The organism is Anabaena sp. CCY 0017 (genome assembly GCF_963920885.1).
Classification (GTDB): domain Bacteria; phylum Cyanobacteriota; class Cyanobacteriia; order Cyanobacteriales; family Nostocaceae; genus Nodularia.
The window spans coordinates 48,623-71,751 of the sequence record NZ_CAWUDG010000001.1; the positions used below are offsets into that span (position 1 = coordinate 48,623).

The 23,129-nt window shown below is 40.4% G+C and carries 27 protein-coding genes; 9 read left to right on the top strand and 18 right to left on the bottom strand.

From position 1 onward, the window contains the following. Positions 1 to 151: 151 nt before the first annotated feature. The gene (locus tag ACM0OW_RS00190; RefSeq protein ID WP_414548029.1) at positions 152 to 847 is read left to right on the top strand and encodes a response regulator transcription factor; all 696 of its coding nucleotides are present in this window, start codon (positions 152 to 154) and stop codon (positions 845 to 847) included. Positions 848 to 899: 52 nt separating this feature from the next. On the opposite strand, the gene ACM0OW_RS00195 is transcribed toward ACM0OW_RS00190, so the two are convergent. Beyond that, positions 900 to 1,940 carry a 1-acyl-sn-glycerol-3-phosphate acyltransferase gene (locus ACM0OW_RS00195; RefSeq protein ID WP_414548030.1) on the bottom strand — a complete coding sequence of 347 codons (1,041 nt, stop codon included), beginning with the start codon at positions 1,938 to 1,940 and terminating at the stop codon, positions 900 to 902. Positions 1,941 to 2,381: 441 nt separating this feature from the next. On the opposite strand from ACM0OW_RS00195, the gene psbA reads away from it, so the two are divergent. Then, positions 2,382 to 3,464, top strand: coding sequence for a photosystem II q(b) protein (psbA, locus tag ACM0OW_RS00200; RefSeq protein ID WP_089090755.1), 1,083 nt, complete (start codon positions 2,382 to 2,384; stop codon positions 3,462 to 3,464). 102 nt (positions 3,465 to 3,566) lie between these two features. Here psbA and ureC read toward each other — a convergent pair whose 3' ends face one another. Continuing rightward, positions 3,567 to 5,273, bottom strand: coding sequence for an urease subunit alpha (gene ureC, locus ACM0OW_RS00205; protein WP_414548031.1), 1,707 nt, complete (start codon positions 5,271 to 5,273; stop codon positions 3,567 to 3,569). A gap of 59 nt (positions 5,274 to 5,332) precedes the next feature. Here ureC and ACM0OW_RS00210 point away from each other — a divergent pair, with 59 nt between their 5' ends. Beyond that, on the top strand, positions 5,333 to 5,707 hold the full coding sequence (locus ACM0OW_RS00210; protein WP_414548032.1) for a GxxExxY protein: 375 nt from the start codon (positions 5,333 to 5,335) through the stop codon (positions 5,705 to 5,707). A 40-nt stretch (positions 5,708 to 5,747) separates the two neighbouring features. Here the strand turns inward: ACM0OW_RS00210 and ACM0OW_RS00215 are convergent, their stop codons facing one another. The 9 genes from ACM0OW_RS00215 to ACM0OW_RS00255 all read right to left on the bottom strand — a co-directional run bounded on the left by ACM0OW_RS00215 (position 5,748) and on the right by ACM0OW_RS00255 (position 10,730). After that, positions 5,748 to 6,053 (bottom strand): urease subunit beta, encoded by a 306-nt coding sequence (locus ACM0OW_RS00215; protein ID WP_414548033.1) that lies wholly within the window; start codon positions 6,051 to 6,053, stop codon positions 5,748 to 5,750. Between the two features lie 21 nt (positions 6,054 to 6,074). Then, on the bottom strand, positions 6,075 to 6,377 hold the full coding sequence (ureA, locus tag ACM0OW_RS00220) for an urease subunit gamma (protein WP_414548034.1): 303 nt from the start codon (positions 6,375 to 6,377) through the stop codon (positions 6,075 to 6,077). 8 nt (positions 6,378 to 6,385) lie between these two features. Then, a complete protein-coding gene (locus ACM0OW_RS00225) occupies positions 6,386 to 7,225 on the bottom strand; it encodes an urease accessory protein UreD (protein WP_414548035.1) in 840 nt (279 codons plus the stop codon). 113 nt (positions 7,226 to 7,338) lie between these two features. Then, complete coding sequence (locus ACM0OW_RS00230; protein ID WP_414548036.1) at positions 7,339 to 8,622, bottom strand: photosystem II assembly protein; 1,284 nt, start codon at positions 8,620 to 8,622, stop codon at positions 7,339 to 7,341. Then, on the bottom strand, positions 8,615 to 9,553 hold the full coding sequence (locus ACM0OW_RS00235) for an SPL family radical SAM protein (RefSeq protein WP_414548037.1): 939 nt from the start codon (positions 9,551 to 9,553) through the stop codon (positions 8,615 to 8,617). Before ACM0OW_RS00235 ends, ACM0OW_RS00230 begins: the two co-directional genes overlap by 8 nt. Positions 9,554 to 9,644: 91 nt before the next feature. Then, positions 9,645 to 9,860, bottom strand: coding sequence for a DUF4351 domain-containing protein (locus tag ACM0OW_RS00240; RefSeq protein WP_414548415.1), 216 nt, complete (start codon positions 9,858 to 9,860; stop codon positions 9,645 to 9,647). Between the two features lie 283 nt (positions 9,861 to 10,143). Next, entirely contained in the window at positions 10,144 to 10,347 is a 204-nt protein-coding gene (locus ACM0OW_RS00245; RefSeq protein WP_414548038.1) for a type II toxin-antitoxin system HicA family toxin, read from the bottom strand. Next, positions 10,344 to 10,541, bottom strand: a complete 198-nt coding sequence (locus ACM0OW_RS00250) for a type II toxin-antitoxin system HicB family antitoxin (RefSeq protein WP_168694945.1) — start codon at positions 10,539 to 10,541, stop codon at positions 10,344 to 10,346. The genes ACM0OW_RS00245 and ACM0OW_RS00250 overlap by 4 nt, the downstream gene beginning before the upstream one ends. Positions 10,542 to 10,583: 42 nt before the next feature. Beyond that, positions 10,584 to 10,730: a hypothetical protein gene (locus tag ACM0OW_RS00255; protein ID WP_414548443.1), complete on the bottom strand. Its 147-nt coding sequence runs from the start codon at positions 10,728 to 10,730 to the stop codon at positions 10,584 to 10,586. 104 nt (positions 10,731 to 10,834) lie between these two features. Between ACM0OW_RS00255 and ACM0OW_RS00260 the strand changes: the two genes are divergently transcribed. Together ACM0OW_RS00260 and ACM0OW_RS00265 are read left to right on the top strand one after the other, a co-directional pair. Then, positions 10,835 to 11,065, top strand: coding sequence for a type II toxin-antitoxin system HicB family antitoxin (locus ACM0OW_RS00260; protein ID WP_414548039.1), 231 nt, complete (start codon positions 10,835 to 10,837; stop codon positions 11,063 to 11,065). Positions 11,066 to 11,072: 7 nt separating this feature from the next. Next, on the top strand, positions 11,073 to 11,300 hold the full coding sequence (locus ACM0OW_RS00265; protein ID WP_414548040.1) for a type II toxin-antitoxin system HicA family toxin: 228 nt from the start codon (positions 11,073 to 11,075) through the stop codon (positions 11,298 to 11,300). Between the two features lie 10 nt (positions 11,301 to 11,310). On the opposite strand, the gene ACM0OW_RS00270 is transcribed toward ACM0OW_RS00265, so the two are convergent. The 3 genes from ACM0OW_RS00270 to groES all read right to left on the bottom strand — a co-directional run bounded on the left by ACM0OW_RS00270 (position 11,311) and on the right by groES (position 15,370). Continuing rightward, positions 11,311 to 12,684 carry an AAA family ATPase gene (locus ACM0OW_RS00270; protein ID WP_414548041.1) on the bottom strand — a complete coding sequence of 458 codons (1,374 nt, stop codon included), beginning with the start codon at positions 12,682 to 12,684 and terminating at the stop codon, positions 11,311 to 11,313. Between the two features lie 636 nt (positions 12,685 to 13,320). Next, positions 13,321 to 14,958 (bottom strand): chaperonin GroEL, encoded by a 1,638-nt coding sequence (groL, locus tag ACM0OW_RS00275; protein ID WP_414548042.1) that lies wholly within the window; start codon positions 14,956 to 14,958, stop codon positions 13,321 to 13,323. Positions 14,959 to 15,058: 100 nt separating this feature from the next. After that, entirely contained in the window at positions 15,059 to 15,370 is a 312-nt protein-coding gene (gene groES, locus ACM0OW_RS00280; protein ID WP_006194609.1) for a co-chaperone GroES, read from the bottom strand. 261 nt (positions 15,371 to 15,631) lie between these two features. Here groES and ACM0OW_RS00285 point away from each other — a divergent pair, with 261 nt between their 5' ends. The 3 genes from ACM0OW_RS00285 (at position 15,632) to ACM0OW_RS00295 (ending at position 18,274) form a co-directional block, all read left to right on the top strand. Beyond that, positions 15,632 to 15,937, top strand: a complete 306-nt coding sequence (locus ACM0OW_RS00285) for a hypothetical protein (protein ID WP_414548043.1) — start codon at positions 15,632 to 15,634, stop codon at positions 15,935 to 15,937. A 495-nt stretch (positions 15,938 to 16,432) separates the two neighbouring features. Then, the gene (locus ACM0OW_RS00290; RefSeq protein ID WP_239731969.1) at positions 16,433 to 17,110 is read left to right on the top strand and encodes a response regulator transcription factor; all 678 of its coding nucleotides are present in this window, start codon (positions 16,433 to 16,435) and stop codon (positions 17,108 to 17,110) included. 627 nt (positions 17,111 to 17,737) lie between these two features. Next, entirely contained in the window at positions 17,738 to 18,274 is a 537-nt protein-coding gene (locus ACM0OW_RS00295; protein WP_414548044.1) for a hypothetical protein, read from the top strand. A 160-nt stretch (positions 18,275 to 18,434) separates the two neighbouring features. On the opposite strand, the gene asnS is transcribed toward ACM0OW_RS00295, so the two are convergent. Beyond that, positions 18,435 to 19,826, bottom strand: coding sequence for an asparagine--tRNA ligase (gene asnS / locus ACM0OW_RS00300; RefSeq protein ID WP_414548045.1), 1,392 nt, complete (start codon positions 19,824 to 19,826; stop codon positions 18,435 to 18,437). A gap of 84 nt (positions 19,827 to 19,910) precedes the next feature. Further along, a complete protein-coding gene (locus ACM0OW_RS00305; RefSeq protein WP_414548046.1) occupies positions 19,911 to 20,273 on the bottom strand; it encodes a hypothetical protein in 363 nt (120 codons plus the stop codon). 77 nt (positions 20,274 to 20,350) lie between these two features. On the opposite strand from ACM0OW_RS00305, the gene ACM0OW_RS00310 reads away from it, so the two are divergent. Beyond that, the gene (locus ACM0OW_RS00310; RefSeq protein WP_414548047.1) at positions 20,351 to 20,632 is read left to right on the top strand and encodes a DUF6439 family protein; all 282 of its coding nucleotides are present in this window, start codon (positions 20,351 to 20,353) and stop codon (positions 20,630 to 20,632) included. A gap of 177 nt (positions 20,633 to 20,809) precedes the next feature. On the opposite strand, the gene ACM0OW_RS00315 is transcribed toward ACM0OW_RS00310, so the two are convergent. Both ACM0OW_RS00315 and rlmD read right to left on the bottom strand, forming a co-directional pair. Further along, positions 20,810 to 21,259 (bottom strand): ATP-binding protein, encoded by a 450-nt coding sequence (locus ACM0OW_RS00315; RefSeq protein WP_414548048.1) that lies wholly within the window; start codon positions 21,257 to 21,259, stop codon positions 20,810 to 20,812. A gap of 408 nt (positions 21,260 to 21,667) precedes the next feature. Continuing rightward, positions 21,668 to 23,047, bottom strand: a complete 1,380-nt coding sequence (gene rlmD / locus ACM0OW_RS00320) for a 23S rRNA (uracil(1939)-C(5))-methyltransferase RlmD (protein WP_414548049.1) — start codon at positions 23,045 to 23,047, stop codon at positions 21,668 to 21,670. Between the last annotated feature and the right edge of the window lie 82 nt (positions 23,048 to 23,129).

The following is a 23,129-nucleotide window of genomic DNA, read 5'->3' on the forward strand; positions in this document are numbered from 1 at the left end:
TACCGAAAGTTAACGCTTGAGGAGAGAACCACCTCTGGGTGAGATACCGCAAGGGGTCTCATCTAAGTGGACTCGTTGAACCAAGAATCTCCGTAGCTTTAGCCCGGAGAGTGTCAAATAGAGAATATCTTGATTGCTTACCTCAAGGAGCATGAGAATTTTATTAGTTGATGATGAAGTAGAACTAACTGACCCCCTAAGTCGCGTGTTAAAGCGCGAGGGTTACAGTGTGGATATGGCTTATGATGGTGGAACTGGTAGCGACTTTGCTTCTGTGGGTACTTATGATTTATTGATTCTAGATTGGATGCTACCCGGAAAAACAGGTTTAGAGATTTGTCAGGAATTGCGCCGCCAAGGTAAAGCCACACCCGTACTATTTCTCACAGCCAAAGATACCCTAGATGACCGCGTAGAAGGTCTAGATGCGGGTGCTGATGACTATTTAGTAAAACCCTTTGAACTGCGAGAACTATTAGCACGAGTTCGGGCTTTATTACGTCGTGCTGGTTCTCCCAGTCATGAAACCACAACTGGAAGGCTAACAGTAGCTGATTTAGAACTTGATAGTGAAAACCAAGTAGCCTATCGTCAAGGACGAATTATTGAATTATCTCAAAAAGAAAGTCAACTGCTACAATATTTTATAAAAAATACGGGGCATTTGCTCACTCATGCCCAAATTTTGCAAAATCTTTGGCCGCAAGATCACGAACAACCCAATAGTAATGTCATAGCCGCATTAATTCGCCTGCTGCGGCGTAAGATTGAGGTAGGCAAAGAAATTCCACTAATTCATACTGTTTACGGCAAAGGCTACCGTTTTGGAACTTCTTCTCTGGATTAAACGCAGAGGTACGCTAAGGGAAACGCAAAGGTACGCAGAGTTTTTCTCACTCCTACTCTCTGCGTCTCTGCGCCTCTGCGTGAGATAACAACGCCATAATTTGCATTTGTAGTTTTTCTCGCAGTTGCTGTACTTGTTTATAGGTGGCTGCACGTCCTTGAACTGAGTTGACTTTTTGCACAGGTTGGATAAAGTAATGTAGACGAGTTCTCATTGCCCAAACTCCCATTGAGGGAAAGATGATCAACATAATTATTAATGGTGATATGGGCAAGAAGGGTAATTTAAATAGTCGTTGCAATTTCTTCAGGTTTACTGTCCAGGGATGTAAAGATTCGCTACCAATGCACACAACTGGGAGAATGGGAATATGATAGCGATCGCTCAACTGCATGAAACTCACATCAAATTTTTGTAGTTGATAGCGTTGACTCCAACCTTTAAGAGGTCCACGGACTCCTTCCGGTGCATATAGCAGAGTTTTACCTTCAAGAATCGCTTTTTCAAAATCACCCCTCTTGGCGCGCACAGCCCCTAAAACCTGTGACCATTTAGGTGGTAGCCACCAACTCATCCAAGGATGCTCAAATAGTGTTTCACTGGCTAGGGGTTGTACTTCCCAACCTTGGGCTTGACTTAATAAATAACCTAAAGTGATAAAGTCCCAAGGAAAACACATCCCTGCATGGTTCATTGCTACAATTACAGGACTTTGTGGCGGTAAGTGCTGATTTTCCTGTAATTCTGCCCGAAAATAATATTTAACTATGGGAGCCAGAATTTCTTCTCTAAAAGCTTTCTGATACTGAGGATTAAATTCATCAACTTCTTGTCTTGGTGAACGACATCCCAGACGCAACCATCGATTTAGCAGTGCTAAGTAAAATCCACCTGGAACTAAGAATAAAGCATATTCTACCCAATTCCACCCATCCGGATCGGCGTGATAGTGTTGCCAATGGCGGTTAAATAAAACCAGCCATCCAGGAGGATACCACAGACACAACCAGTCAAACCAGCTAAATCTATAACCTTCACCTGATGCTTTTTCCTGTTGAGTTTTGAGCAACTTTTCAGCGTGTTGATAAATCACAGGTATTAAGTAGATAAGACAACAATTATCTCAAGCGCATATTCTAGCCTTATATATATTGTCGTGATTGGTATCCCACTCAGGGCGTAACATTCACTACATTTGCATGATATTTGCGGCATCGTGGCGCTTACCGTATAGCATTTGCGGATAAAGTCAGAGTTTAATGGGCGTTTATCGGCGGTTAGTTATAACCCCACCAGAAACAGCAACCTATTCTAGGTAGGGGCGGGTTTACCAAGATCCCCGTTAATAATGAATGATATCAACCTGCCCCTAGTCGTTGAACTTTTGCTCATAAGTAAAACTAACTATATGTATAATTTTTACTCATGTTAATTTACTTGCTAAACATTTGTAAAGTAGTGTAAAGTAATTTCATAGACAGAAACGCAAACGCATCTGTTTAATTCATACATAAATAACCGCAATCATAAAAACATGACCACAACCTTACAACAGCGCCAAAGCGCCAACGTATGGGATCGCTTCTGCGAATGGATTACCAGCACTGACAACCGGATTTACATCGGTTGGTTCGGCGTTCTCATGATCCCAACCCTACTAGCTGCTACCACCTGCTTCATCATCGCATTCGTAGCTGCTCCTCCCGTAGACATCGACGGTATCCGTGAACCCGTAGCTGGTTCATTAATTTACGGAAACAACATCATCTCAGGTGCAGTTGTTCCTTCTTCTAACGCGATCGGCTTGCACTTCTACCCCATCTGGGAAGCAGCTTCCTTAGATGAGTGGTTGTACAATGGCGGTCCTTACCAATTGGTAATTTTCCACTTCTTGATCGGTTGCGCTTGCTACTTAGGTCGTCAGTGGGAACTATCTTACCGCTTGGGTATGCGCCCTTGGATCTGTGTAGCTTACTCTGCGCCTTTGGCTTCTGCTACCGCAGTCTTCTTAATCTACCCCATCGGACAAGGTTCATTCTCTGACGGTATGCCTTTGGGTATCTCTGGAACCTTCAACTTCATGATTGTGTTCCAAGCAGAACACAACATCTTGATGCACCCCTTCCATATGTTGGGTGTAGCTGGTGTCTTTGGTGGTTCTTTGTTCTCCGCAATGCACGGTTCCTTGGTAACTTCTTCCTTGGTACGTGAAACAACCGAAACCGAATCACAAAACTACGGTTACAAGTTTGGACAAGAAGAAGAAACCTACAACATCGTAGCTGCTCACGGTTACTTTGGTCGCTTAATCTTCCAATACGCTTCCTTCAACAACAGCCGTTCACTTCACTTCTTCCTAGCTGCTTGGCCTGTAATCGGTATCTGGTTTACCGCTTTGGGTATCAGCACAATGGCATTCAACTTGAACGGTTTCAACTTCAACCAATCAGTAATTGATTCTCAAGGTCGGGTTATTGCTACCTGGGCTGACGTAATCAACCGCGCTAACTTGGGTATGGAAGTAATGCACGAGCGTAACGCTCACAACTTCCCCTTAGATTTGGCTGCTGCTGATGTTGCTCCTGTTGCTTTAACTGCACCTGCAATCAACGGCTAATTCTTTGAGACATAGACAATAACTTCTCTGCGAATTCAAAGCGCTCTTCCAAATGGGAGGGCGCTTTTGATTTTGGGGTTCAGCCTATTAATCAGTCAAAAACTAAAACAAAAAATATCTTTGCGCCATTGGTAAAACGGTTGCGGGTTCACAAGTTAGCAATTCACCATCAGCCCTGACTTGATAGGTTTCTGGATCAACTTCAATGTGTGGTAAAGCATCATTTAACTTCATATCTCGTTTACTGATTTGACGAGTCCCGGAAACGGCGACAGCAGATTTTTTTAATCCCAACTGGCTGGGAATTTCTCTTTCTAAAGCAGCTTGGGAAACAAAGGTTAAAGATGTGGCGTGACGCGCCCCGCCAAAACTACCAAACATCGGTCGGCTATGCACTGGCTGAGGTGTGGGAATACTAGCATTTGCATCGCCCATCTGTGACCAAGCAATCATTCCTCCTTTAATGACTATTTCTGGTTTCACACCAAAAAATGCTGGTCGCCATAAACATAAATCTGCTAGTTTTCCTGCTTCCACTGAACCAACATACTGGGCAATTCCGTGAGTAATTGCGGGATTAATTGTGTATTTTGCAACATATCGTTTAGCCCGATTATTATCTGCAAGTCCATCTCCAGGAAGGCTTCCGCGTTGCACCTTCATTTTGTGGGATGTCTGCCAAGTGCGAATTATCACTTCACCCACTCTTCCCATAGCTTGGGAATCAGAAGCAATCATACTAAACGCGCCTAAGTCGTGCAAAATATCTTCCGCAGCGATGGTTTCCCGGCGAATGCGAGACTCAGCAAAAGCTACATCTTCGGGAATGCTGGAATCGAGGTGATGACAAACCATCAACATATCTAAGTGTTCTTCTAGGGTGTTGACGGTGTAAGGACGTGTGGGATTAGTGGAAGATGGTAAAACATTGGCTTGTCCGCAAACCTTAATAATGTCTGGTGCGTGTCCGCCCCCTGCGCCTTCGGTGTGGTAGGTATGAATAGCCCGATGTTTGAACGCTGCAATGGTATCTTCGACAAATCCCGCTTCATTCAGAGTATCGGTATGAATTGCTACTTGCACATCATACTCATCTGCAACACTCAGACAAGTATCAATAGTAGCAGGGGTAGTTCCCCAGTCTTCATGTAGTTTTAACCCCATTGCGCCGGCTAGCACTTGTTCGACAATTCCTTGGGGTTGGCTGGTGTTACCTTTACCCATAAATCCTAAGTTGACAGGGAAAGCATCAGCAGCTTGTAACATCCGGTACATATTCCAGGGGCCAGGAGTGCAAGTGGTGGCGTTTGTCCCTGTAGCGGGGCCAGTACCACCGCCAATCATGGTAGTAATCCCAGAGGCGATCGCCACTTCAATTTGCTGGGGACAAATAAAATGAATATGGCTATCAATACCGCCAGCCGTGATAATCATTCCTTCCCCGGCTAAAGCTTCAGTTCCAGGGCCAATAATAATATCTATATTGTCTTGAATATAAGGATTTCCGGCTTTACCTATTTTGAAAATTTTGCCGTCTTTAATGCCAATATCGGCTTTGACAACACCCCACCAATCGAGAATTAAGGCATTAGTAATGACTAAATCTACTGCGCCATCGGCGTTAGAAATGGGGGATTGTCCCATTCCGTCTCTGATGACTTTACCGCCACCAAATTTCACTTCGTCGCCGTAAGTGGTGAAGTCTTGTTCTACTTCGATAAATAATTCTGTGTCTGCTAATCGAATGCGATCGCCTACTGTGGGACCGTAGGTTTCTGCGTAGGCGCGGCGAGAGATTTTGTAAGGCATAATAAGAATAAGATTTAAACGCAAAGGTTCGCGAAGGTAAGCGCAAAGGTACGCGGAGTATGGATGAGAATGATTTGAGTGGGGCGATTATTGGTTGTGGAATGCGGGTGCATACGGCGTTGGGACCGGGTTTATTGGAGTCAGCTTATGAGGAGTGTTTGTGTTATGAGTTGAGGAAGAGGTTTAATGTCAGAAAGCAAGTTCCATTACCGCTTGTGTATGAGAAAGTGGAATTGGATTGCAGTTATAGATTGGATTTAATAGTAGAAGATAAAGTAATCATCGAAGTCAAATCTGTAGAATCACTCCAACCGATTCACTCGGTCCAACTCTTAACCTACCTCAAACTCACCAAATGTAAACTCGGACTCCTCCTCAACTTTAACGTCCTCCAACTCAAAGAAGGAATCAAACGCGTCGTCAACAACCTCTAACTCCGCGAACCTTTGCGCTTACCTCCGCGAACCTTTGCGTTTAAATCTTCCCATTAACCTTCCCATTAAAACCATAAACTTCACGACTCCCCACCAAACCCACTAAACTCACCTCCTTCTCATCCCCCGGTTCAAACCTCACTGCTGTACCCGCCGGAATATCAAGACGCATTCCCCGTGCTTGTTCTCTATCAAAACTCAAAGCTGCATTCACCTCATAAAAATGAAAATGGGAACCTATTTGAATCGGGCGATCGCCTGTATTTCCCACCTGTAACTTAATAATAGAACGACCAGCATTTAACTCAATTTCACCATCTGGTGTAATTATTTCCCCTGGAATCATATTTTTACCTTTACCTAAGAATTATCTAATCGGATTATGCACAGTTACCAACTTAGTTCCATCAGGAAAAGTTGCTTCCACCTGGACCTCATGCACCATTTCCGGGATACCCTCCATTACATCATCCCGTGATAACAGAGTAGTCCCATAACTCATCAATTCTGCAACAGTTTGTCCATCTCTTGCACCTTCCAAAATCGCCGCCGAAATATAGGCGATCGCCTCTGGATAATTCAACTTCAAACCCCTATTTTTACGCCTCTCTGCCAACAAAGCAGCCGTAAAAATCAATAACTTATCTTTTTCCTGCGGTGTCAATTGCATTCTGTCTCCTAAACCTGCCATACTCTGGGTACACAGCCACCACGATGTAAAAAATCCCCTCGCAGCAACTCCCAGACAACCGTAAACCAGTTTCTCACCTCAGATGTAGAAGCACCACGATATCGACACAAAAATCCATTTTGTAAACGAGTCATACCTACTTCCCCAGAACCATCCCATAAACTCCGTGCTTTTGCCAAGAATTCGGCAGAAATATCACTTCCCACCCAAACCAGACTACCTGCTATTGGTTGTCCAGCCAAGCCGTGAGGACTGTGAAAAACTGCTTCGCTACCCGGTAAGTATTGGCGATCAATCCACAAGGGTACGCCTTGCTGCCAAATTTCCGTATGCGATCGCCATTCTCCCTGTAAAAATTTTTCGCCTCTAGCAGTTCGACCAAATCGCGTAATTTCCCAACCTAACCAACAGCCTCCTGGTGCTAATTCTACCCGTAAATCTTGGCGATAAATTGCCCCGTTAAAGACAATTGTTTCTTGGGGTAGCCATTCTAAACAAGCACCTGCATCAACTTGGATCTCAATATTTTGCCTAGCTTGCAGTCCGTTAGTACCGTAGATTTTACTAGCTGCGGCTGTAGTAATTAAAGCTTGTGCATTGGCTTGGAGGTGAATATTAGAGGATAGGCGATCGCCTCCCACAACACCCCCAGCCGTGTGTAATATAACACTATGACAAATTGTTTCACCCTCTGGATAAAAAGGCCGTTGTACCTTCAGGGGTGCTTGATTGTGACTGTAAATTAACTGGGTGCTATTGAGGCGATCGGCATAAACTAAATTAAGTTTGCCATGCCAAGTTTTATCTATTGGAGTGTTAACAATCATTGGAATTGAGGTGAGTGAGAATGAGGTTTAAACGCAAAGGTTCGCGGAGTATGGATGAGTTCTGTGGTTAATTAATTCTTCCTGTACATCATCGAGGTGAGAACCCCTAAAATCTATTTTTGTGCCAAGATAACATAATCATCTAATGTATAGTGAGACTCATATTTCTGAGCCAAATACTTTTGCATCATCGGACTCATATACAGTTGCTTTGGTAAATTTTCCCTAGCAAATTTACCAAATTTACTAGCAGAAACAGGTAGTCGAGAATCTGTAGATGTTAAATATCTATACCAGACCAGGTTTAAACCTAAATCCGAAAGAAACTGAATAACAATATTTTTTTCCTGTTCTACATTTTTACTTTGTTGACATTTATAAAGACTAAATAATCTTTTATCCTGTATGACTAACAAAACATAACCTTGAGAACTTAAACTTTTAGTAATGATGTCTTGATAAATCCTATTAACTTGTACTATTTGATTTTTATCTGCAAAAAAACAATGCGAAATGATAATGAAGTCAAAAAAATCATTAGGTAAATTATCCGCTTGATAATTCCAATTAAAGATGTTAGCAGTCACAAAGCGAAAGTAAGCATTGATGGGGGTTATCTGCGACTCAATATATCTTCGCCAAAACTGAAGTCCTTTAAATTGGAAAGTATCTTGCTGGTCTAAAGAGTAATAGGATATATGGATCGGGGGGATATTAAAAAAGTTAAGACCACTTTTAAGAAATAAAGCTAACCCATAAGCAACTGTTCCTGGTCCTGATCCAATATCAAGAATTTTTACCTGCGTCGGTAGTAGTCCATCCTGATAAATCAGAAACCAAGCTAAATATATACAATATACGCCTTCTAAAAAATACTTCATTAAATAGACATGAGGAGTCAAACTCAAACCGTAATTTGGGTCTTGTCCAATTTTTAATTTATGAATATCTTCTAAAGCATCTTCTATTTTAATAGCTAAATGTTGTTCAGACATTTTACCAAATTCTGCTTGTAGGTATTCAACCAGACTAGCTTCCAAACCATCAAATATTTCTTGATCAATCCCAGTTACCTGTAGTTTATATTCATCATGCTGGACTAAATTAAAAGTTTCATAGATAAATTTAATAAACTTTTCGTCTGGCGCTAATGTGAGATTATCTGTTTTATGAGGCGCAGATGTTATTTGTTTCGTTAAATTTTCTATTTCACGTTTATAATCTTGAGAATAACGATTAAGTTGTAACTTATCCCTAAATAATTTCTCTATCCAGGAAAAACTTGCACCTGATTTTTGAATAGCTTGCAATAAATGCACTGCTTTTTTCGTATCACCACGTTTCAAAGCCGAGTTAAATTGCTGACTACGCCACCAATTAGTAATGGGATTACTCATACCCAAACCCCTCCTTACCTTCTTTAATTTCTACACCTGGAAGTTGATTAAATAATTTTTCTTTAAATTTTACGTAGCTAAAATTCTCTGCATTATACCACCAATCATATTTTTGCTTAATTTCCTCAGCTTCTTGGCGGGTTGATGCGATGAGGGAACGACGATGATTAGGATGAAAATCTTGAATTACCACTCTATCAGCGACAGCTAATTTACTAATAAAAGCAGCTTCATCAGTGGATAAAGTAGGGAGTAAGGGAGTAATCGTGATAGAGATTTTGGGAACAAAGCCTTTAAAAGAGTCAATACTTTGCTTCAGTTTAATGATGGCATTTAATCGGGCTTTAACGCTAGGCGATCGCGGTTCAAAATCCCGCCTCACTGATTCACTCCCAGTCGGAACACTCATATTAATTCGCAAGCGCTGATAACGTTGTAAATAATCAATATCTCTAGTAATAATGGGACTGCGAGTTTGAATTACTAATGTTGGTGTAGGATAACCATCATCCCGAACATCTAGCATTACCTCCAACAATCTGCGAGTCAACTGATGTCGAGATTCCAGAGGTTGATAAGGATCTGTAACACTACTCATGTAAATTCTGGGAGGAGTTTGAGGATTTTGCTTATACCATTTTTGTAATTCTTTAGTTAAAACTTCCGCAGCATTTTCTTTGAAAATTACCCATTTACCCCAATCGTCGCGCATCTGAGTATTCGGACTAAATGCAGCCGCATAACAATAACTACAACCATATTGACAACCCCGGTAAGGATTCAGCGTAAAATCATAATCACCAATAAAACCGCTAGCTTTTGTCAGTAAAGACTTAGCATTTTGTCCATAAACCTGAGTGTCTCCAAATTTTTCTTTAACTAATTTAGTCGGCTGTACATCACAATAACCTTCATATTTTGCTTTTGCCATTTTTAATATTGAGTATTTAATAAGGGTGCGTTAGCCTAATGCTACACACCCTACTTTATATAATGCCCATTTTTGATTGCTGAATAACGCCCTAATGCTGCTGTTCTAAGCAAGCTACCAAATCAGCAACTTCGGAAAAATCAAACAATGCTTCGCCTAAATCTTCTAAATCATCAGCAGATAACTCTCTCACCTGTGTCATTAATGAATCATTAACATCACCAAAACGTTTTTTAATCTGACGACTAATCATTTTGAATGCTTGTTTTTGAACGATATCTTGATAAATTACAGATTCTTTGATAATATCCTCCCGTAAAAATTGATAGTTTTACCCTATTACTTACGCAAGCACTCTCTGAAACCCTCTTGACTTCTCCCAAGGGGAGACGCTACGCGAACGTGTCCTTTGTGTCCTTTGCTGTATGCGCTGCGCGCACGCTACGCGAACGTTTTTTCATAATTTTGCGTAAGTCCTGTACCCAACCAATTGCTATAATCAAACTAACTAAACTTGCCCCATAAAAAATTTTATGCTAATTTAACACCTGGAAATAATTAATTTGCATTAAATTCGTGTTTATTAAAATTTAAATAAGATCAGATTCGGTTAAATCTGCTTGTTTCATTAAAGTTTTTAGAAGTCCGATTTTCAAATCTTGATTAGCATGAATTGGTATAGAAATACTGATGCCATCTTTTTTGAAACGATGATGACTGCCTTTGACTCTGATTAATTTCCATCCGTTCTTTACCAGTATTTCTGATAATTTTTTACCTGATATTGCTTTCATACATTTAATTCCACTACTCTGTCAGAAGAGCTAATATTTTCTGGTTCATCCTCTGCATATAAACTGATTACCTCTTTAAGATTCTCTAATACTTCTTCAATGGTTTCTCCTTGTGTGTAACATCCATGAAAAATTGGTACTTCAGCCCAATAACCGCCTTCTTCGGCTGTATGAATTATTGCTTTAATTTTCATAAGGTTGAATTTTCCTGATAAAACGAGTGTGGTTACTTAATATTAAGTATATACAAAAATATATTTTACGTCCAGAACCAAAATTACTTTCAATACTTCAATTTGTGGCGCTTCTACCCCCAGCAACCAACGCACAAAATCAGCAGGATATTGTTCAGCTAAATATTTACAAGCGTTGTCGTAATTCAAATTTTTCTCCTTTACTCACTTCACAATATAAGATACTAGATTGAAATTAGGAAATTTATATGTTATTATCTCAGATAATTGACTAATTTATCAACTAATAAACTATGGAAAAACTACTAAACATCCATATTGAAAAATTACCAGAAGGTGTTTATTTAGCAACATCTGATGATTTGCAAGGGTTAGTTGCTCAAGGAAGGACTGTTGCAGAAACTTTAGAAATTGCTCGTGATGTAGCGAGAAAGTTATTAGAAGCGCAAAATCAAGATGAAGAATTAGAATATTTGCAGCCTATAACTGAGCAGTTTAACTATCCTTTAGTAGTAGGATATTAGTGAATTGATGGGTAGGTTATCTGGGTTTAGTTATCGAGAAATTATTAAAATTATCAAAAGATTTGGTTTTGTTTTTTATCGTCAAGCCGCAGGAAGTCACGAAATCATCTGGTTTAATCCTGAAACTAATCTTTATACTACCATTCCTAATCATTCTGGTGATATGCCAGAAGGCACATTACGATCAATTTTGAAGCAAGCTGGAATTAAACCTGATGACTTTCTTGAAGGTTAAATTCTTGCAATTAATTACAAGATTTATTATTTATGTATGCTTTAAATAAAGAATTAAGCTGAAATTTTCCTCCATCTTTTCCTAACAGTTTTTCTAATAAACACCGTCGTGTTAAAGATTGTATAATTTGCCGATATTTAGATTTCAATGATTCAAATTCAGGATGTTTCTGAGTAATATCTATAGGTTCATTTTGTCTTGCTAACCAGTTGATAACCTTTATTTCTAATTCTGACAAACGTTCTAAATCATTTTCTAAAATTGCTTCAATATCTCCTAAAAATAACTCATCATTATCTGCTAAAAATTGGGTAACTGAATCATGATAGTATTCTTGAATAGTTAATGTGATGATATTTAACCAACGCGGATGACCTTGATACAGTGTGATTAATTCGTTCCATTTATCTTCGTCTTTTAAACCTTTTTCTCTCAATATTTCTTTAGCATCTTCTCCTAAACCTTGAAGATATAATGTTTTTGTGTATTTGTTTTCAATTTCTAAAATTTCTATATCTGGTGGTTTTTCCGAACTAATTAATATTAAACAACTTTGATGAGATGTGGTAGAAATTTGTTTAAAAAATTTACTGTAATCTTTATATTCTTCTAAATATTGACCTGCAACGTTACCAAATTGAAATATGTTCTGTAGATCATCAATTATTACTAAACAACGAGATGATTGCAGATAATCTATTATTTCAGGTAATGGAGTTAACTGTGGTTGAGAAAAAAATTGTTTAAGGTCATTTTTAAGAGTTATCAGTTCAGGAAGATTATCAAGGCTGCGATAAATAATATAATCAAATTCTATTTGCATTTCTGAGATTAATTTAAGAGTTAAGGCAGTTTTGCCAATTCCACTTAATCCATAAATTGTGATTAGTCTGGTCTTATTTTCTAATATACATTCTTTAAGAGTAGAAATTTCTGAAGTGCGCCCATAATTACAGTTTAATTCTGGTGCTTTTGTTAGATCAATTATTGAGGTTTGATTTTCAGATTGAGGGGAATGCTTTTCTATGTATTCTGGATATTCCTGGTATTCTCTACAAATATTGATATGACTATTAATATTACTACTAACAATTTGTGAAGAATTACCAAAATTGTAGATAGTAGCTGAGGCTTTATTTTCTAAAATAGAACGAACATTACTTTGTTTAATATCTTCTTTAAAAACCTCAGAGAGAAGTTTCCACAATTTTGCACCCTCTCTTTTTACATGGTCATAACTATATCCATTATTATCCTTGATTTCACAAAAATCTTGAGATTGTAAAACTCCTTCTAATATAGACTTTTGCAATGAACTAAGACGGTTTCCTGTTTGATAAAAAACCTGGTCATCAGCCCATTTGGATAATTCTTTGATGTCCATATATCATTAGTTATTTGACTTGAGTGATTTTTGGAATTTTACTTATTTTAACCTATAGAAAAATTCTGCACCGACTTCTTAAACGAGCAAAAACTTTTGTATGGGGCTATGGATTTTATTGTTACACCTAAAGATGAATATGTTTTCCTGGAAAATAATCCTTTTGGTCAATATCTTTGGCTAGAAATAGAAACAAAAATACCATTAACAGAAGAGATTTGTAATTTATTGGTAAGCTATCTTGATGATTGATTAGTTTCTATGGAAATTAGCTATTTGGCATGAGAAGATTCAACTTGGGTATTTACAGTATTATTTAACTAAGTTGCTAAAAATTATATTACATAAAATCAAAAAAAACAGCCGCCCCCTTGCGGAAGCAGCCCAACGTATGTAGCAGTTCTCAGTTGATTGAGATATAAGAACCCCACCCCCAACCCCCTCCCCGCAAGCGAGGAGGGGGCTATGATGCAATTCATTCAAGTGCATACCGCCATAGCATTTTATAATCTGCTGAGTTAAACCTTATTAATTCTTCTCTCTGCGCCCTCTGCGCCTCTGCGGTTCGATTTCCATAAAAAAACAGCCACCTCCATCAGGAAGCAGCTATTTTTCAACTTATGTGACTACAGAATATTAGTAATCGAAGTCACCGCCACCCATACCACCGCCACCAGCAGGAGCAGCATCTTTAGGCTCAGGCTTGTCAACGATGATACATTCGGTTGTCAACACCATACCAGCGATAGAAGCAGCGTTTTGCAACGCAGAACGAGTTACCTTAGCAGGGTCAACAATACCAGCTTCTAACAAATCAACAAATTCGTTGGTTGCAGCATTGTAGCCGATGTTGAAATCTTTCTCTTTCACACGTTCAGCAATTACAGCACCGTTCTGACCAGCGTTTTCAGCAATCCGCTTCAGAGGCGCGGGTAAAGCACGAACGACAATCAAAGCACCAATCAACTCTTCATCTTTGAGATTAGCTTTTGCCCAAGTTTCTAATTCAGGAGCAAGGTGAGCTAGAGTTGTACCACCGCCGGGAACAATCCCTTCTTCTACAGCAGCTTTGGTAGCGTTGATCGCGTCTTCTAGGCGTAGCTTCTTGTCTTTCATTTCGGTTTCAGTGGCTGCACCCACTTTCACCACAGCTACACCACCAGAGAGTTTAGCCAGACGTTCTTGCAGCTTCTCTTTGTCATAAGAAGATTCGGTTTCATCCATCTGACGACGGATTTGTTCGCAACGAGCCTTCACAGGAGCTTCGTTACCTTCAGCAACAATTGTTGTTGTGTCCTTGGTAATGGTGACACGGCGAGCTTTACCCAGGCTTTCTAGCTTGGTATTTTCTAGCTTCAGACCAGCGTCTTCGGTGACCAATTGACCACCAGTCAGAACAGCGATATCTTCTAGCATCGCTTTCCGGCGATCGCCAAAACCAGGAGCTTTCACAGCTGCAACATTGAGTACACCACGCAAGCGGTTAACTACCAAAGTCGCTAAAGCTTCTTTTTCAATATCTTCGGCGATAATCACCAAAGGACGACCAGAGCGAGCTACTTGCTCTAAAACTGGTACGAGGTCTTGTACTAAAGCAATCTTCTTATCGGTGATCAGCAGGTAAGGCTCATCAAAAACCGTTTCCATGCGTTCAGCGTCGGTGGCGAAATAAGGAGAGATATAGCCTTTTTCAAAGCGCATCCCTTCGGTTATTTCTAACTCGGTGGTCATAGATTTCCCTTCTTCTAGGGAAATTACGCCTTCCTTGCCTACCTTGTCCATTGCTTGGGCAATCATCTGACCCACTTCTTCGTCGTTACCAGCTGAAATCGCCGCAACTTGGGCAATGGATTTAGAATCTTCTACTGGACGAGCGTGTTCAGCAATTTTCTCTACCAAGAAGGCGGAAGCTTTATCAATACCACGCTTCAAAGAAATTGCATTAGCGCCTGCTGCAACGTTGCGTAAGCCTTCTTTGACCATCGCGTGAGCCAAAACGGTAGCAGTTGTGGTACCATCGCCAGCAGCGTCATTGGTCTTGGAAGCAGCTTGACGAATCAAAGCTACGCCAGTGTTTTCAATATGGTCTTCTAGTTCGATTTCTTTGGCGATGGTTACACCGTCATTCACAATCTGGGGTGCGCCAAATTTCTTTTCTAGAACTACGTTACGACCTTTAGGGCCAAGGGTAACAGCTACGGCTTCAGCCAAGATGTCAATGCCTCTTTCCAGGGCGCGACGAGCGTTTTCGTTGTAAATAATGCGTTTTGCCATATTTGTCTCTATTCAGGGAGTAAGTCAATTTGATTTAGAATTGGGCGTTGGGTTTTCCCATTGCCTTGTAGAGACGCGATTCATCGCGTCTCTCTACCCATTACATGACGACTGCTAAGATGTCTTTTTCTGAAAGCAGTACGTATTCTTCTGTGCCGAGCTTGATGTCGGTGCCAGCGTACTTGGAGTACAACACTTTATCGCCGGTTTTAATGTCTAATTCTTGACGGCTACCGTCATCGTTACGCTTGCCAGGGCCAAGAGCGACTACTTCGCCTACTTGGGGTTTTTCCTGGGCATTATCGGGTAAAAACAGTCCACCTGCGGTCTTTTCTTCGGGGGCGCTTACTTTTACGAAAACGCGATCGCCTAGGGGTTTAACTGTGGAAACGCTTAAAGTTACAGCTGCCATAAATATTTATTTTCTTTTCTCTTCTCTTAGAGTTAGCACTCTCAACTCCTGAGTGCTAATCTACCTAAAAGCAGCCGACAATGGCAACGAGGACTTGAGTACGGGTTCCCGCACTAGGCGATCGCCCAATTACTTAAGTATAAATACTCAAATATTTTTATCTATCGGGTTTTGCTCGGTAGGTTACGAATATTTTTATATCGCTAAATTTATTTGCAAAGCTGGGAAATTGTTATAGAACTGTAATCAGGGTGCTGCTCGATGAGTAAGATTACAGTGATCCAGTGCCGCCGTCAAATCCCCAAAACCACTCAATCTCTAGACGACAAAACCTTAAGTAATTGTGTAGGAACTTTAGGACTGGCAAAAATTCAGCGACACATTTTGATCTTTGCTGACGAGACAGTTACTAACTTCTGTGCAAAACAAGTTAGGCTGGGATCTTGGGAATACCTAAAAAAACGGCGAATTCAAGAGTTAAAACTTGATCAGCCCCAAAACAGTTTCCCATTTGCATCGTTAGGACTAAAGCCAATTGCTTGCGAGTTTGTGGTTCTAGACCGATAATGGTGTTCTACCCAGATGGTGCATGGTTTTGCCTTTGCAAAACCAGAAGTTATTGAGCAAATCTCCCAGAACACTTGATAGGCATCATGATGGTGGAAGAATATGCATTTTTAAACCATCTTTTGCCGAAAATCTTCCTACTTGCTGGTAAACCTTTGATAAAGGCTGAACATCCGCAGGATATGGTAAAGCAGTAAGCATCTGAAAGTGCGGGTTGTTTTGAAGTTAGGGTCATCTTGAGCCAATACGTACCTCGTGAATCGGAAAGATGATGATTTAATCAGTGTTTTTCACCCGCCCCTTTCAAAGCGATATATAATAGCGCATTATAAATACTATTGCTCTACGTATCCTTACCGGAGTTTACCAATGAGCTGGAAATCTTATATAAAGTGTTCACCACTTTTGAAATTTCCAGAGAGCAAAGGCAAGTTAAGTAGGATAAAGGACAACATCTCAATGATCCACCATAAAGGATAACCATTCAAGACCTTGATGGACCGAAGCGCGACAAGTGCCACTGCTATGAAAGAACCCAGCATGAAAGATCATAAAAGACTGCTACTGATTGATGATGACCCTAACCTCATCTTGCTGGTGAAGGATTACCTGGAATTCAGAGGCTATGAAGTCAACACTGCCGAAAATGGACGAGAAGCTCTGGATATTCTTGAACAAGATATTCCAGATATGATCATCTGTGACGTAATGATGCCGGAAATGGACGGATATACTTTTGTAGAACAAGTCCGGCAAAATGAACGCACAGGCTGGATTCCCGTACTTTTCCTATCAGCAAAAGGACAAAGTGCAGACCGAGTTAAAGGTCTGAACAAAGGGGCTGACGTATATATGGTCAAGCCCTTTGAACCAGAAGAACTCGTAGCACAAGTAGAATCTTCACTGAAGCAAACTACCCGTTGGAAAGAACACCAAGCCAAAGGAGGAGAAAACGGTTCCCGCATTCAGGTTCCCTTTGATGTCCAGTTAACCCCAACCGAACTGAAAGTAGTACAGTTTGTTGCTAGGGGTTTAGCTAATCGGGAAATTGCTGAAGAATTAAACGTTAGTCAGCGTACAGTTGAAAGCCATGTGTCCAATATGTTGGGTAAAACCAACCTCCACAACCGCACCGAACTAGCACGTTGGGCGATTGAAAATCAAATGGCTTAAACCCTGGGCTAATTTCTGAAGTTCAGAGTTTTGAGTTAAAACACAGTAGCCCAAAACTCAAGCTGGTTATGGCATTTTGACTTCAGTTTGAAAGCTAATAGATTATGAATTGTGAAGCTAAATTTGGATTTTTTTAATTCAAACTTCATAATTCATAATTCATCATACAGTCCTCAACTGCGATGTTCCAACCCGGATATCACCTAAAATTATCACTACATCACCCCACGCAAATTTCCCCTCTGGACAACTGGAAAGGAAATATTAGCTTGTAGGGGTTTATAAATCTTTATATAACAAAAATTTAGGCTTCACCGGAGACGCATAGTTAAATTCGGTCGGTGTCTCATATGATGTTGAATTTGGGCGTTGCTGAATCAAAGTATAAAATGCCAAAATTACCTTTCTTTTCCTTGGTTCCTTTGCGCCTTTGCGCCTTTGCGTGAGACATATTCATACTCTCAATCAGCAACGCCTGAATTTGAATAGCGGCCGTTGTACTTACCAACTTTCTCACCCCACCAAAATTTAGCTTTGGTAGAGTGGTGTTATTTATGATGCGCTTCTATTTGGTTTTTACGTATTTTGGTGATAATGTATATTTTTAGCTGCATAATTAATTTTACTATGTCCAATAACCTTTTTCATCCTCCTCAAAATAATACTCCGACTCCATTCGAGCAAGATATTCATGATTTAGTTAAAAACCTTAAATGTAAAGTTACGGAGATATATAATAAAAATCCCCCTTCTTCTAGTATGGGAATAATGTGGATATATGGCTCTATATACCCAGGAAGGTTGCAGCGTGAAAACCAAGAAATGTTTCTGTTTTGGGAACTTGTTCAGCAAAAAATACTTGAAAAGTACGGTCACAACTTGACAGAAGAAAATGCACTTAAAAATCTCACTGCTAAGTTTCATCAATGGATTCTGGATGTTCAATTAGTTTCAACAGAGGGAAAGTTAAATAAGGTTTTGACGGAAATAGAAAGTTTAAGAATTAGACTTGGTGATTTCAGAGACCTAAATCCTTTCCAACCTGTTGTTGATTATTTTAGTCCTCCTGAACAACCTGTTGTTGATTATTTTAAGCCTCCTGAAACTCCGACTCCACTCGACGAACTAGATATTGATGATTTAAGTTCAAACCCTTCAAAATAAGATTTTGATTATTTTAAATAAAATTAACCTGAAACTATTGTAGTAGTTTTAAAAAGATATGTTGTAGCTTGGGTTAACCCCAGCACAAACCAATAAAGTCCCAGAAATGTTGGGTTTCCTTGCGTCAACCCAACCTACACCTAATATAGTATTTTAGCTACTAAAACTCGGCGCTTTGGGGTGTGCGGGGGAAGGGGATGACATCGCGGATATTTGCCATACCTGTCATAAATTGCACGAGTCTTTCAAAACCTAAGCCAAAACCAGCATGGGGAACAGTCCCATAACGGCGTAAATCCATGTACCACCACAAGTCTTCTGGTTGCATTCCTTGGGCTAAAATGCGGCGTTCTAAAACTTCTAGGCGTTCTTCTCTCTGGGAACCGCCAATAATTTCGCCAATTTTAGGTGCAAGAATATCCATTGCGCGCACGGTTTTTTCATCTTCGTTGACACGCATATAAAAGGCTTTGATTTGGGCGGGATAATCTGTGACAATTACGGGTTTTTTAAACAGTTGTTCGGCTAGATAGCGTTCATGTTCTGATTGTAAATCTAAGCCCCAACTGACTGGATATTCAAATTTGACATCGGCTTTTTCTAATAATTTGACTGCTTCTGTATAAGTTAAGCGCTCAAATTGATTATTAATAATATTTTCGGCTGTTTCTAAGACGGTTTTATCAATGCGCTGGTTGAAAAATTCCATGTCTTCTGGGCATTTTTCTAACACATATTTAAAAACGTGTTTCAGAAATGCTTCGGCTAAATCCATATTCCCATCTAGGTCACAAAATGCCATTTCTGGCTCGACCATCCAAAATTCGGCGAGGTGGCGGGAGGTGTTAGAATTTTCTGCACGGAAGGTAGGGGCAAAGGTGTAGACGTTAGAAAAGGCCATGGCCATGACTTCTGCTTCTAACTGTCCACTAACTGTTAAGTATGTGGGTTTACCAAAAAAGTCTTGGGTGTAATCTACAGCTTGATTTTCTGTGCGGGGAATGTTTTTTAAATCCAAGCTGGTAACGCTGAATAGTTCTCCTGCGCCTTCGCAGTCGTTAGCTGTAATTACGGGTGTATGTACCCATAAAAAGCCTCTTTGTTGGAAAAATTCGTGAATGGCCGCAGAACAGGCGTTTCTGACGCGGAAAACTGCACCAAAGGAATTAGTGCGCGATCGCAAGTGTCCAATTGTGCGTAAAAATTCAAAAGAGTGGCGTTTCTTTTGCAGAGGATAAGTTTCGGGATCAGCTTCTCCGTAGACCTTCACGGCTTGGGCTTGTAATTCAATGCGCTGTCCCTTACCTTGAGAAGCTACCAGTACCCCACTGACTTCTACAGCCGCACCTGTATTCAGCTTTTTGATGATTTCTTCGTAGTCTGGCAAATCCTGATTGATGACGGCTTGCAAATTAGCTAGTGATGAACCGTCATTGATTTCTATGAAAGCAAATCCTTTTAACTCGCGTTTCGTTCTGACCCAGCCTTGAACGATGAGAGAATCATCAGGTTCACCACTCCGCAATACTTCGGCAATTCGTCGATTTGACATATTATATAAATGCTATTTTGTCAAGTTAGATTAGACAGATATTAAATAATATTAACATTTAACTTAATCCTGCCAAGATTGGGATTACCCAGCACAGGATTTTAATATCCAGCCTATGATAACGCCCATACCACCAAAGCGGACAGCTTGCCAGAAAGGTTTTTTCAGACTCCGCCAAGAAAATAACTGGCTTTCTAAGTTAATTTCTAAAGCTTCTAACTGCTGTTTAATCTGCTGTAATTCTGCTTTGATTTCTGGTGTCTGGTGTTTATTTTGTTGTAATTCGTGGCGATGTTGTTGCCATTGTGCCTTTTTTTGACGATCGCTCTCAACTTGATTGTAACGTTCCTTTAAGGCGACAAGCGATCGCTCGACATCTTCTAGTTCTTGCTCAAAATCCGGTTCCTGATTTGACCCTGACGGCTGTGATTGTTTAGGCGGCTTCATTTTCAAGTAGTAAACTATGATTAAATGCTAGTCAATACTCAAAATTCTAACTTTTCTTATACTCACCAATTAAAATCATGTCTCAATCTACCCAGCTTCCTAAAACCAGTCAACTGAATGAAGTTAGCACCTTAGAACTAGCTCAAGCCCTGATGGAAAGGCTAAGTATATCACCTAACGATTGGCATCGCCTCAAGTCTAACCGCAATTCTCGCGCTAGTGAACAAGCAGCCGCAGCTGTTTTATATCTTGTTCAAAATCAGCCACAAGAAGCCATAGTTAGATTAGAACAAGCCGTTGGTTGGTTAGATAAGTCAATTTCCGCGCCTCCCTGTGAGAGTCATGGGAATAAGGGATAAAGGAAGTCGGGCGGTTTTTTTCCGCGTGTAATGACTAAGAGACTTACCCATAAAAAAATCTCCAATTTGTAGGGTGGGTTAGGACAGTAGTCCGTAACCCACCATCAAAATATGAATAATGGTGGGTTACGCTGCGCTAACCCACCCTACAATTCTTTTGACTTCCGCCTTGCGGCCTTAGCGTCTCAAAGACAAAAGGGGGCGATTTTCCATTTCTTTACAAAGCCTAAGTTCTGTACCTTTGCGATTCCACTCTACTTGGTCAAAAATTTGGTGTAGAAGACATAAACCACGACCATTTTCTGATTCATCGGGTGGTAAATAATCGGTTGGTTCTTCATCGTTAGTAGATGCGGGAATAAAACCTTGTCCTTGGTCTGATATTACCCACCAATACTGATTATCTATTAAGGAAAACCGGACTACAACTGTTTTACTAGGATCAAGATTATTACCGTGTTTGGCTGCATTTACTAAGGCTTCTTGGAGTCCTAGCCTGAGTTCTGCTTGGAGTTTGGCGGGAATTTCCGCCAACAGTAAATCTAAAATTGGGCATAGATAAAGAGTTGAGGCGAAACTAATCGTACCCCAATTACGTCCAACTGGACGGAGGGAAATGGTAATCACTAGAGAAACCCCGTAGCTTTCAGTTAGCTAGACATCAGTTTGCTATTACAGGCACCCTGATTTAATTTGAGGTGGTCGTGCTGCCTTCAAACTTGCGTCTTGAGATACTAAATTTTGAAAATGCTAGGGAGCATTGACTCTATTTAAAAGATGAGATTGCTGATACATAAAACGGCTATAAAAGAACTGGTAATGCATTTAGTGAGCAGCTAAAAGCATTGTAATTTTTGCTAAGACTCAGAGGTAGATTGGTAAATTGCCGATTTTTGTTTTAGACAATCCTATTCATGTTGTTTAGAGTTGATGCAACTTTAATCTTGGTCACAAAATTGTTTTTATTTTGAGGTTAATTCAATTTTAGCATTCTTAGTATGCACTCGACTAGGAATTTGAATTTTGATTTGTTGTTCAAGACTCAGTATTCCTATCCAAATGCGATCGCACCAGAAAGGCGACAGCTTCCACGTGGGCTGTTTGAGGAAAGAAATCAGCAGGTTGCACCCGTGTAATCGTATATTCCCCATCTTGGCACAACAATTTCAAATCGCGGGCAAGAGTGGCTACTTTACAGCTGACGTAAACGATGCGGGAAGGTTTCGATAGCAATAAAGAATCAATCACAGCGCGATCGCATCCTTTGCGGGGCGGGTCAAGTAACACTACATCTGGTATGATTCCCATTTCTGGCAGTAATTTCTCCACTGCGCCTACTTGGAATGTGACATTATTAATTCCATTGTGTTCGGCGTTCAAAATTGCCTGCTGTACAGCTTCCGGTTGTAATTCTATTCCTATGGCTTGGCGGACTTGTTTGGCTAAAGGCAAAGTTAAAGTCCCTATACCACAATATGCATCAATTAGCAACTCTTGTCCTTGAAGATTGAGTTCGGATTGAATTACCTGTAATAGGGCTTCTGCGGCTTCTGTATAAACCTGGAAAAAGGTATCTGGAAGGATTTGAAATTCTAAATCAGCGAATTTTTCTCGTAGGTAGGGAACGCCAGCAACGCAACGAGTTTCAGAACCAAAAATAGCATTTGTGCGATCGCTATTCCGATTTAACGACACACCCATCAATAGGGGATAGCGCTGTAACCATTCCTGCGCTTGGGTTTCAATTCCTGGTAAATTCCAATCCTTGACGACCAAAGTTAACAACATTTCCCCAGTTCGCCGTCCAATGCGTAAACCCAGATGGCGGATTTGTCCTTGGTGTTTACGTTCATCGTAAATTCGCCAACCGCGCTTTTGGATGTCTTGCTTGACTTCAGCCAGTAAAGGATTTAAGCGTGAATCTTGGACAGGACATTGATTCAAATTCACTAATTGATGACTACCTTTTTGATAGTAACCAGCCTGTACTTGACCCGTGGCGGAAATTCCCAGAGGATAAGTAGATTTATTACGATAGCCCAAAGGTGCAGATTTAGTCAGTACGGGATCTACTGGGGGATTGACAAAACCACCAATACGTTGTAATGCTTGAATAACTTGATTATGCTTCGCAACCAGCTGATAATCATAATTAATATGTTGCCACTGACAACCCCCACACTTATCAGCCACAATGCAACTAGGTCGCACCCGATGAGGAGAGGCTTCTAATAGCTCATGCAGTTTGCCGTGAGCGTATTTAGGTTTAACGTGTACTAAGCGTACTATAGCGCGATCGCCTGGAACCGTATCAGGAACAAAAACCACCTGTTCCTCAAAGCGTCCCACACCTTCACCTGTATTACTCAGGTCTGCGATCGCAATTTCAATTAAATCACCCTGTTGTTTAGTCATTAGTCATTAGTCATTAGTTATTAGTCATTGGTCATTGGTCATTAGTCATTAGTCATTGGGAAGTTACCGTCTTCTCCCCACA

Bases quoted from the DNA above. Each gene is read 5' to 3' on its own strand.
- rlmD (WP_414548049.1), bottom strand. From the start codon at position 23,047: ATGACTAAACAACAGGGTGATTTAATTGAAATTGCGATCGCAGACCTG.
- psbA (WP_089090755.1), top strand. From the start codon at position 2,382: ATGACCACAACCTTACAACAGCGCCAAAGCGCCAACGTATGGGATCGC.
- asnS (WP_414548045.1), bottom strand. From the start codon at position 19,826: ATGTCAAATCGACGAATTGCCGAAGTATTGCGGAGTGGTGAACCTGAT.
- ACM0OW_RS00190 (WP_414548029.1), top strand. From the start codon at position 152: ATGAGAATTTTATTAGTTGATGATGAAGTAGAACTAACTGACCCCCTA.
- ACM0OW_RS00310 (WP_414548047.1), top strand. From the start codon at position 20,351: ATGTCTCAATCTACCCAGCTTCCTAAAACCAGTCAACTGAATGAAGTT.
- ACM0OW_RS00290 (WP_239731969.1), top strand. From the start codon at position 16,433: ATGGACCGAAGCGCGACAAGTGCCACTGCTATGAAAGAACCCAGCATG.
- ACM0OW_RS00235 (WP_414548037.1), bottom strand. From the start codon at position 9,553: ATGGCAAAAGCAAAATATGAAGGTTATTGTGATGTACAGCCGACTAAA.
- ACM0OW_RS00250 (WP_168694945.1), bottom strand. From the start codon at position 10,541: ATGAAAATTAAAGCAATAATTCATACAGCCGAAGAAGGCGGTTATTGG.
- ACM0OW_RS00225 (WP_414548035.1), bottom strand. From the start codon at position 7,225: ATGATTGTTAACACTCCAATAGATAAAACTTGGCATGGCAAACTTAAT.
- ACM0OW_RS00285 (WP_414548043.1), top strand. From the start codon at position 15,632: ATGAGTAAGATTACAGTGATCCAGTGCCGCCGTCAAATCCCCAAAACC.
- ACM0OW_RS00260 (WP_414548039.1), top strand. From the start codon at position 10,835: ATGGAAAAACTACTAAACATCCATATTGAAAAATTACCAGAAGGTGTT.
- ACM0OW_RS00210 (WP_414548032.1), top strand. From the start codon at position 5,333: ATGGATGAGAATGATTTGAGTGGGGCGATTATTGGTTGTGGAATGCGG.
- ACM0OW_RS00230 (WP_414548036.1), bottom strand. From the start codon at position 8,622: ATGAGTAATCCCATTACTAATTGGTGGCGTAGTCAGCAATTTAACTCG.
- ACM0OW_RS00270 (WP_414548041.1), bottom strand. From the start codon at position 12,684: ATGGACATCAAAGAATTATCCAAATGGGCTGATGACCAGGTTTTTTAT.
- groES (WP_006194609.1), bottom strand. From the start codon at position 15,370: ATGGCAGCTGTAACTTTAAGCGTTTCCACAGTTAAACCCCTAGGCGAT.
- ACM0OW_RS00265 (WP_414548040.1), top strand. From the start codon at position 11,073: ATGGGTAGGTTATCTGGGTTTAGTTATCGAGAAATTATTAAAATTATC.
- ACM0OW_RS00295 (WP_414548044.1), top strand. From the start codon at position 17,738: ATGTCCAATAACCTTTTTCATCCTCCTCAAAATAATACTCCGACTCCA.
- ACM0OW_RS00245 (WP_414548038.1), bottom strand. From the start codon at position 10,347: ATGAAAGCAATATCAGGTAAAAAATTATCAGAAATACTGGTAAAGAAC.
- ACM0OW_RS00305 (WP_414548046.1), bottom strand. From the start codon at position 20,273: ATGAAGCCGCCTAAACAATCACAGCCGTCAGGGTCAAATCAGGAACCG.
- ACM0OW_RS00215 (WP_414548033.1), bottom strand. From the start codon at position 6,053: ATGATTCCAGGGGAAATAATTACACCAGATGGTGAAATTGAGTTAAAT.
- ureC (WP_414548031.1), bottom strand. From the start codon at position 5,273: ATGCCTTACAAAATCTCTCGCCGCGCCTACGCAGAAACCTACGGTCCC.
- groL (WP_414548042.1), bottom strand. From the start codon at position 14,958: ATGGCAAAACGCATTATTTACAACGAAAACGCTCGTCGCGCCCTGGAA.
- ureA (WP_414548034.1), bottom strand. From the start codon at position 6,377: ATGCAATTGACACCGCAGGAAAAAGATAAGTTATTGATTTTTACGGCT.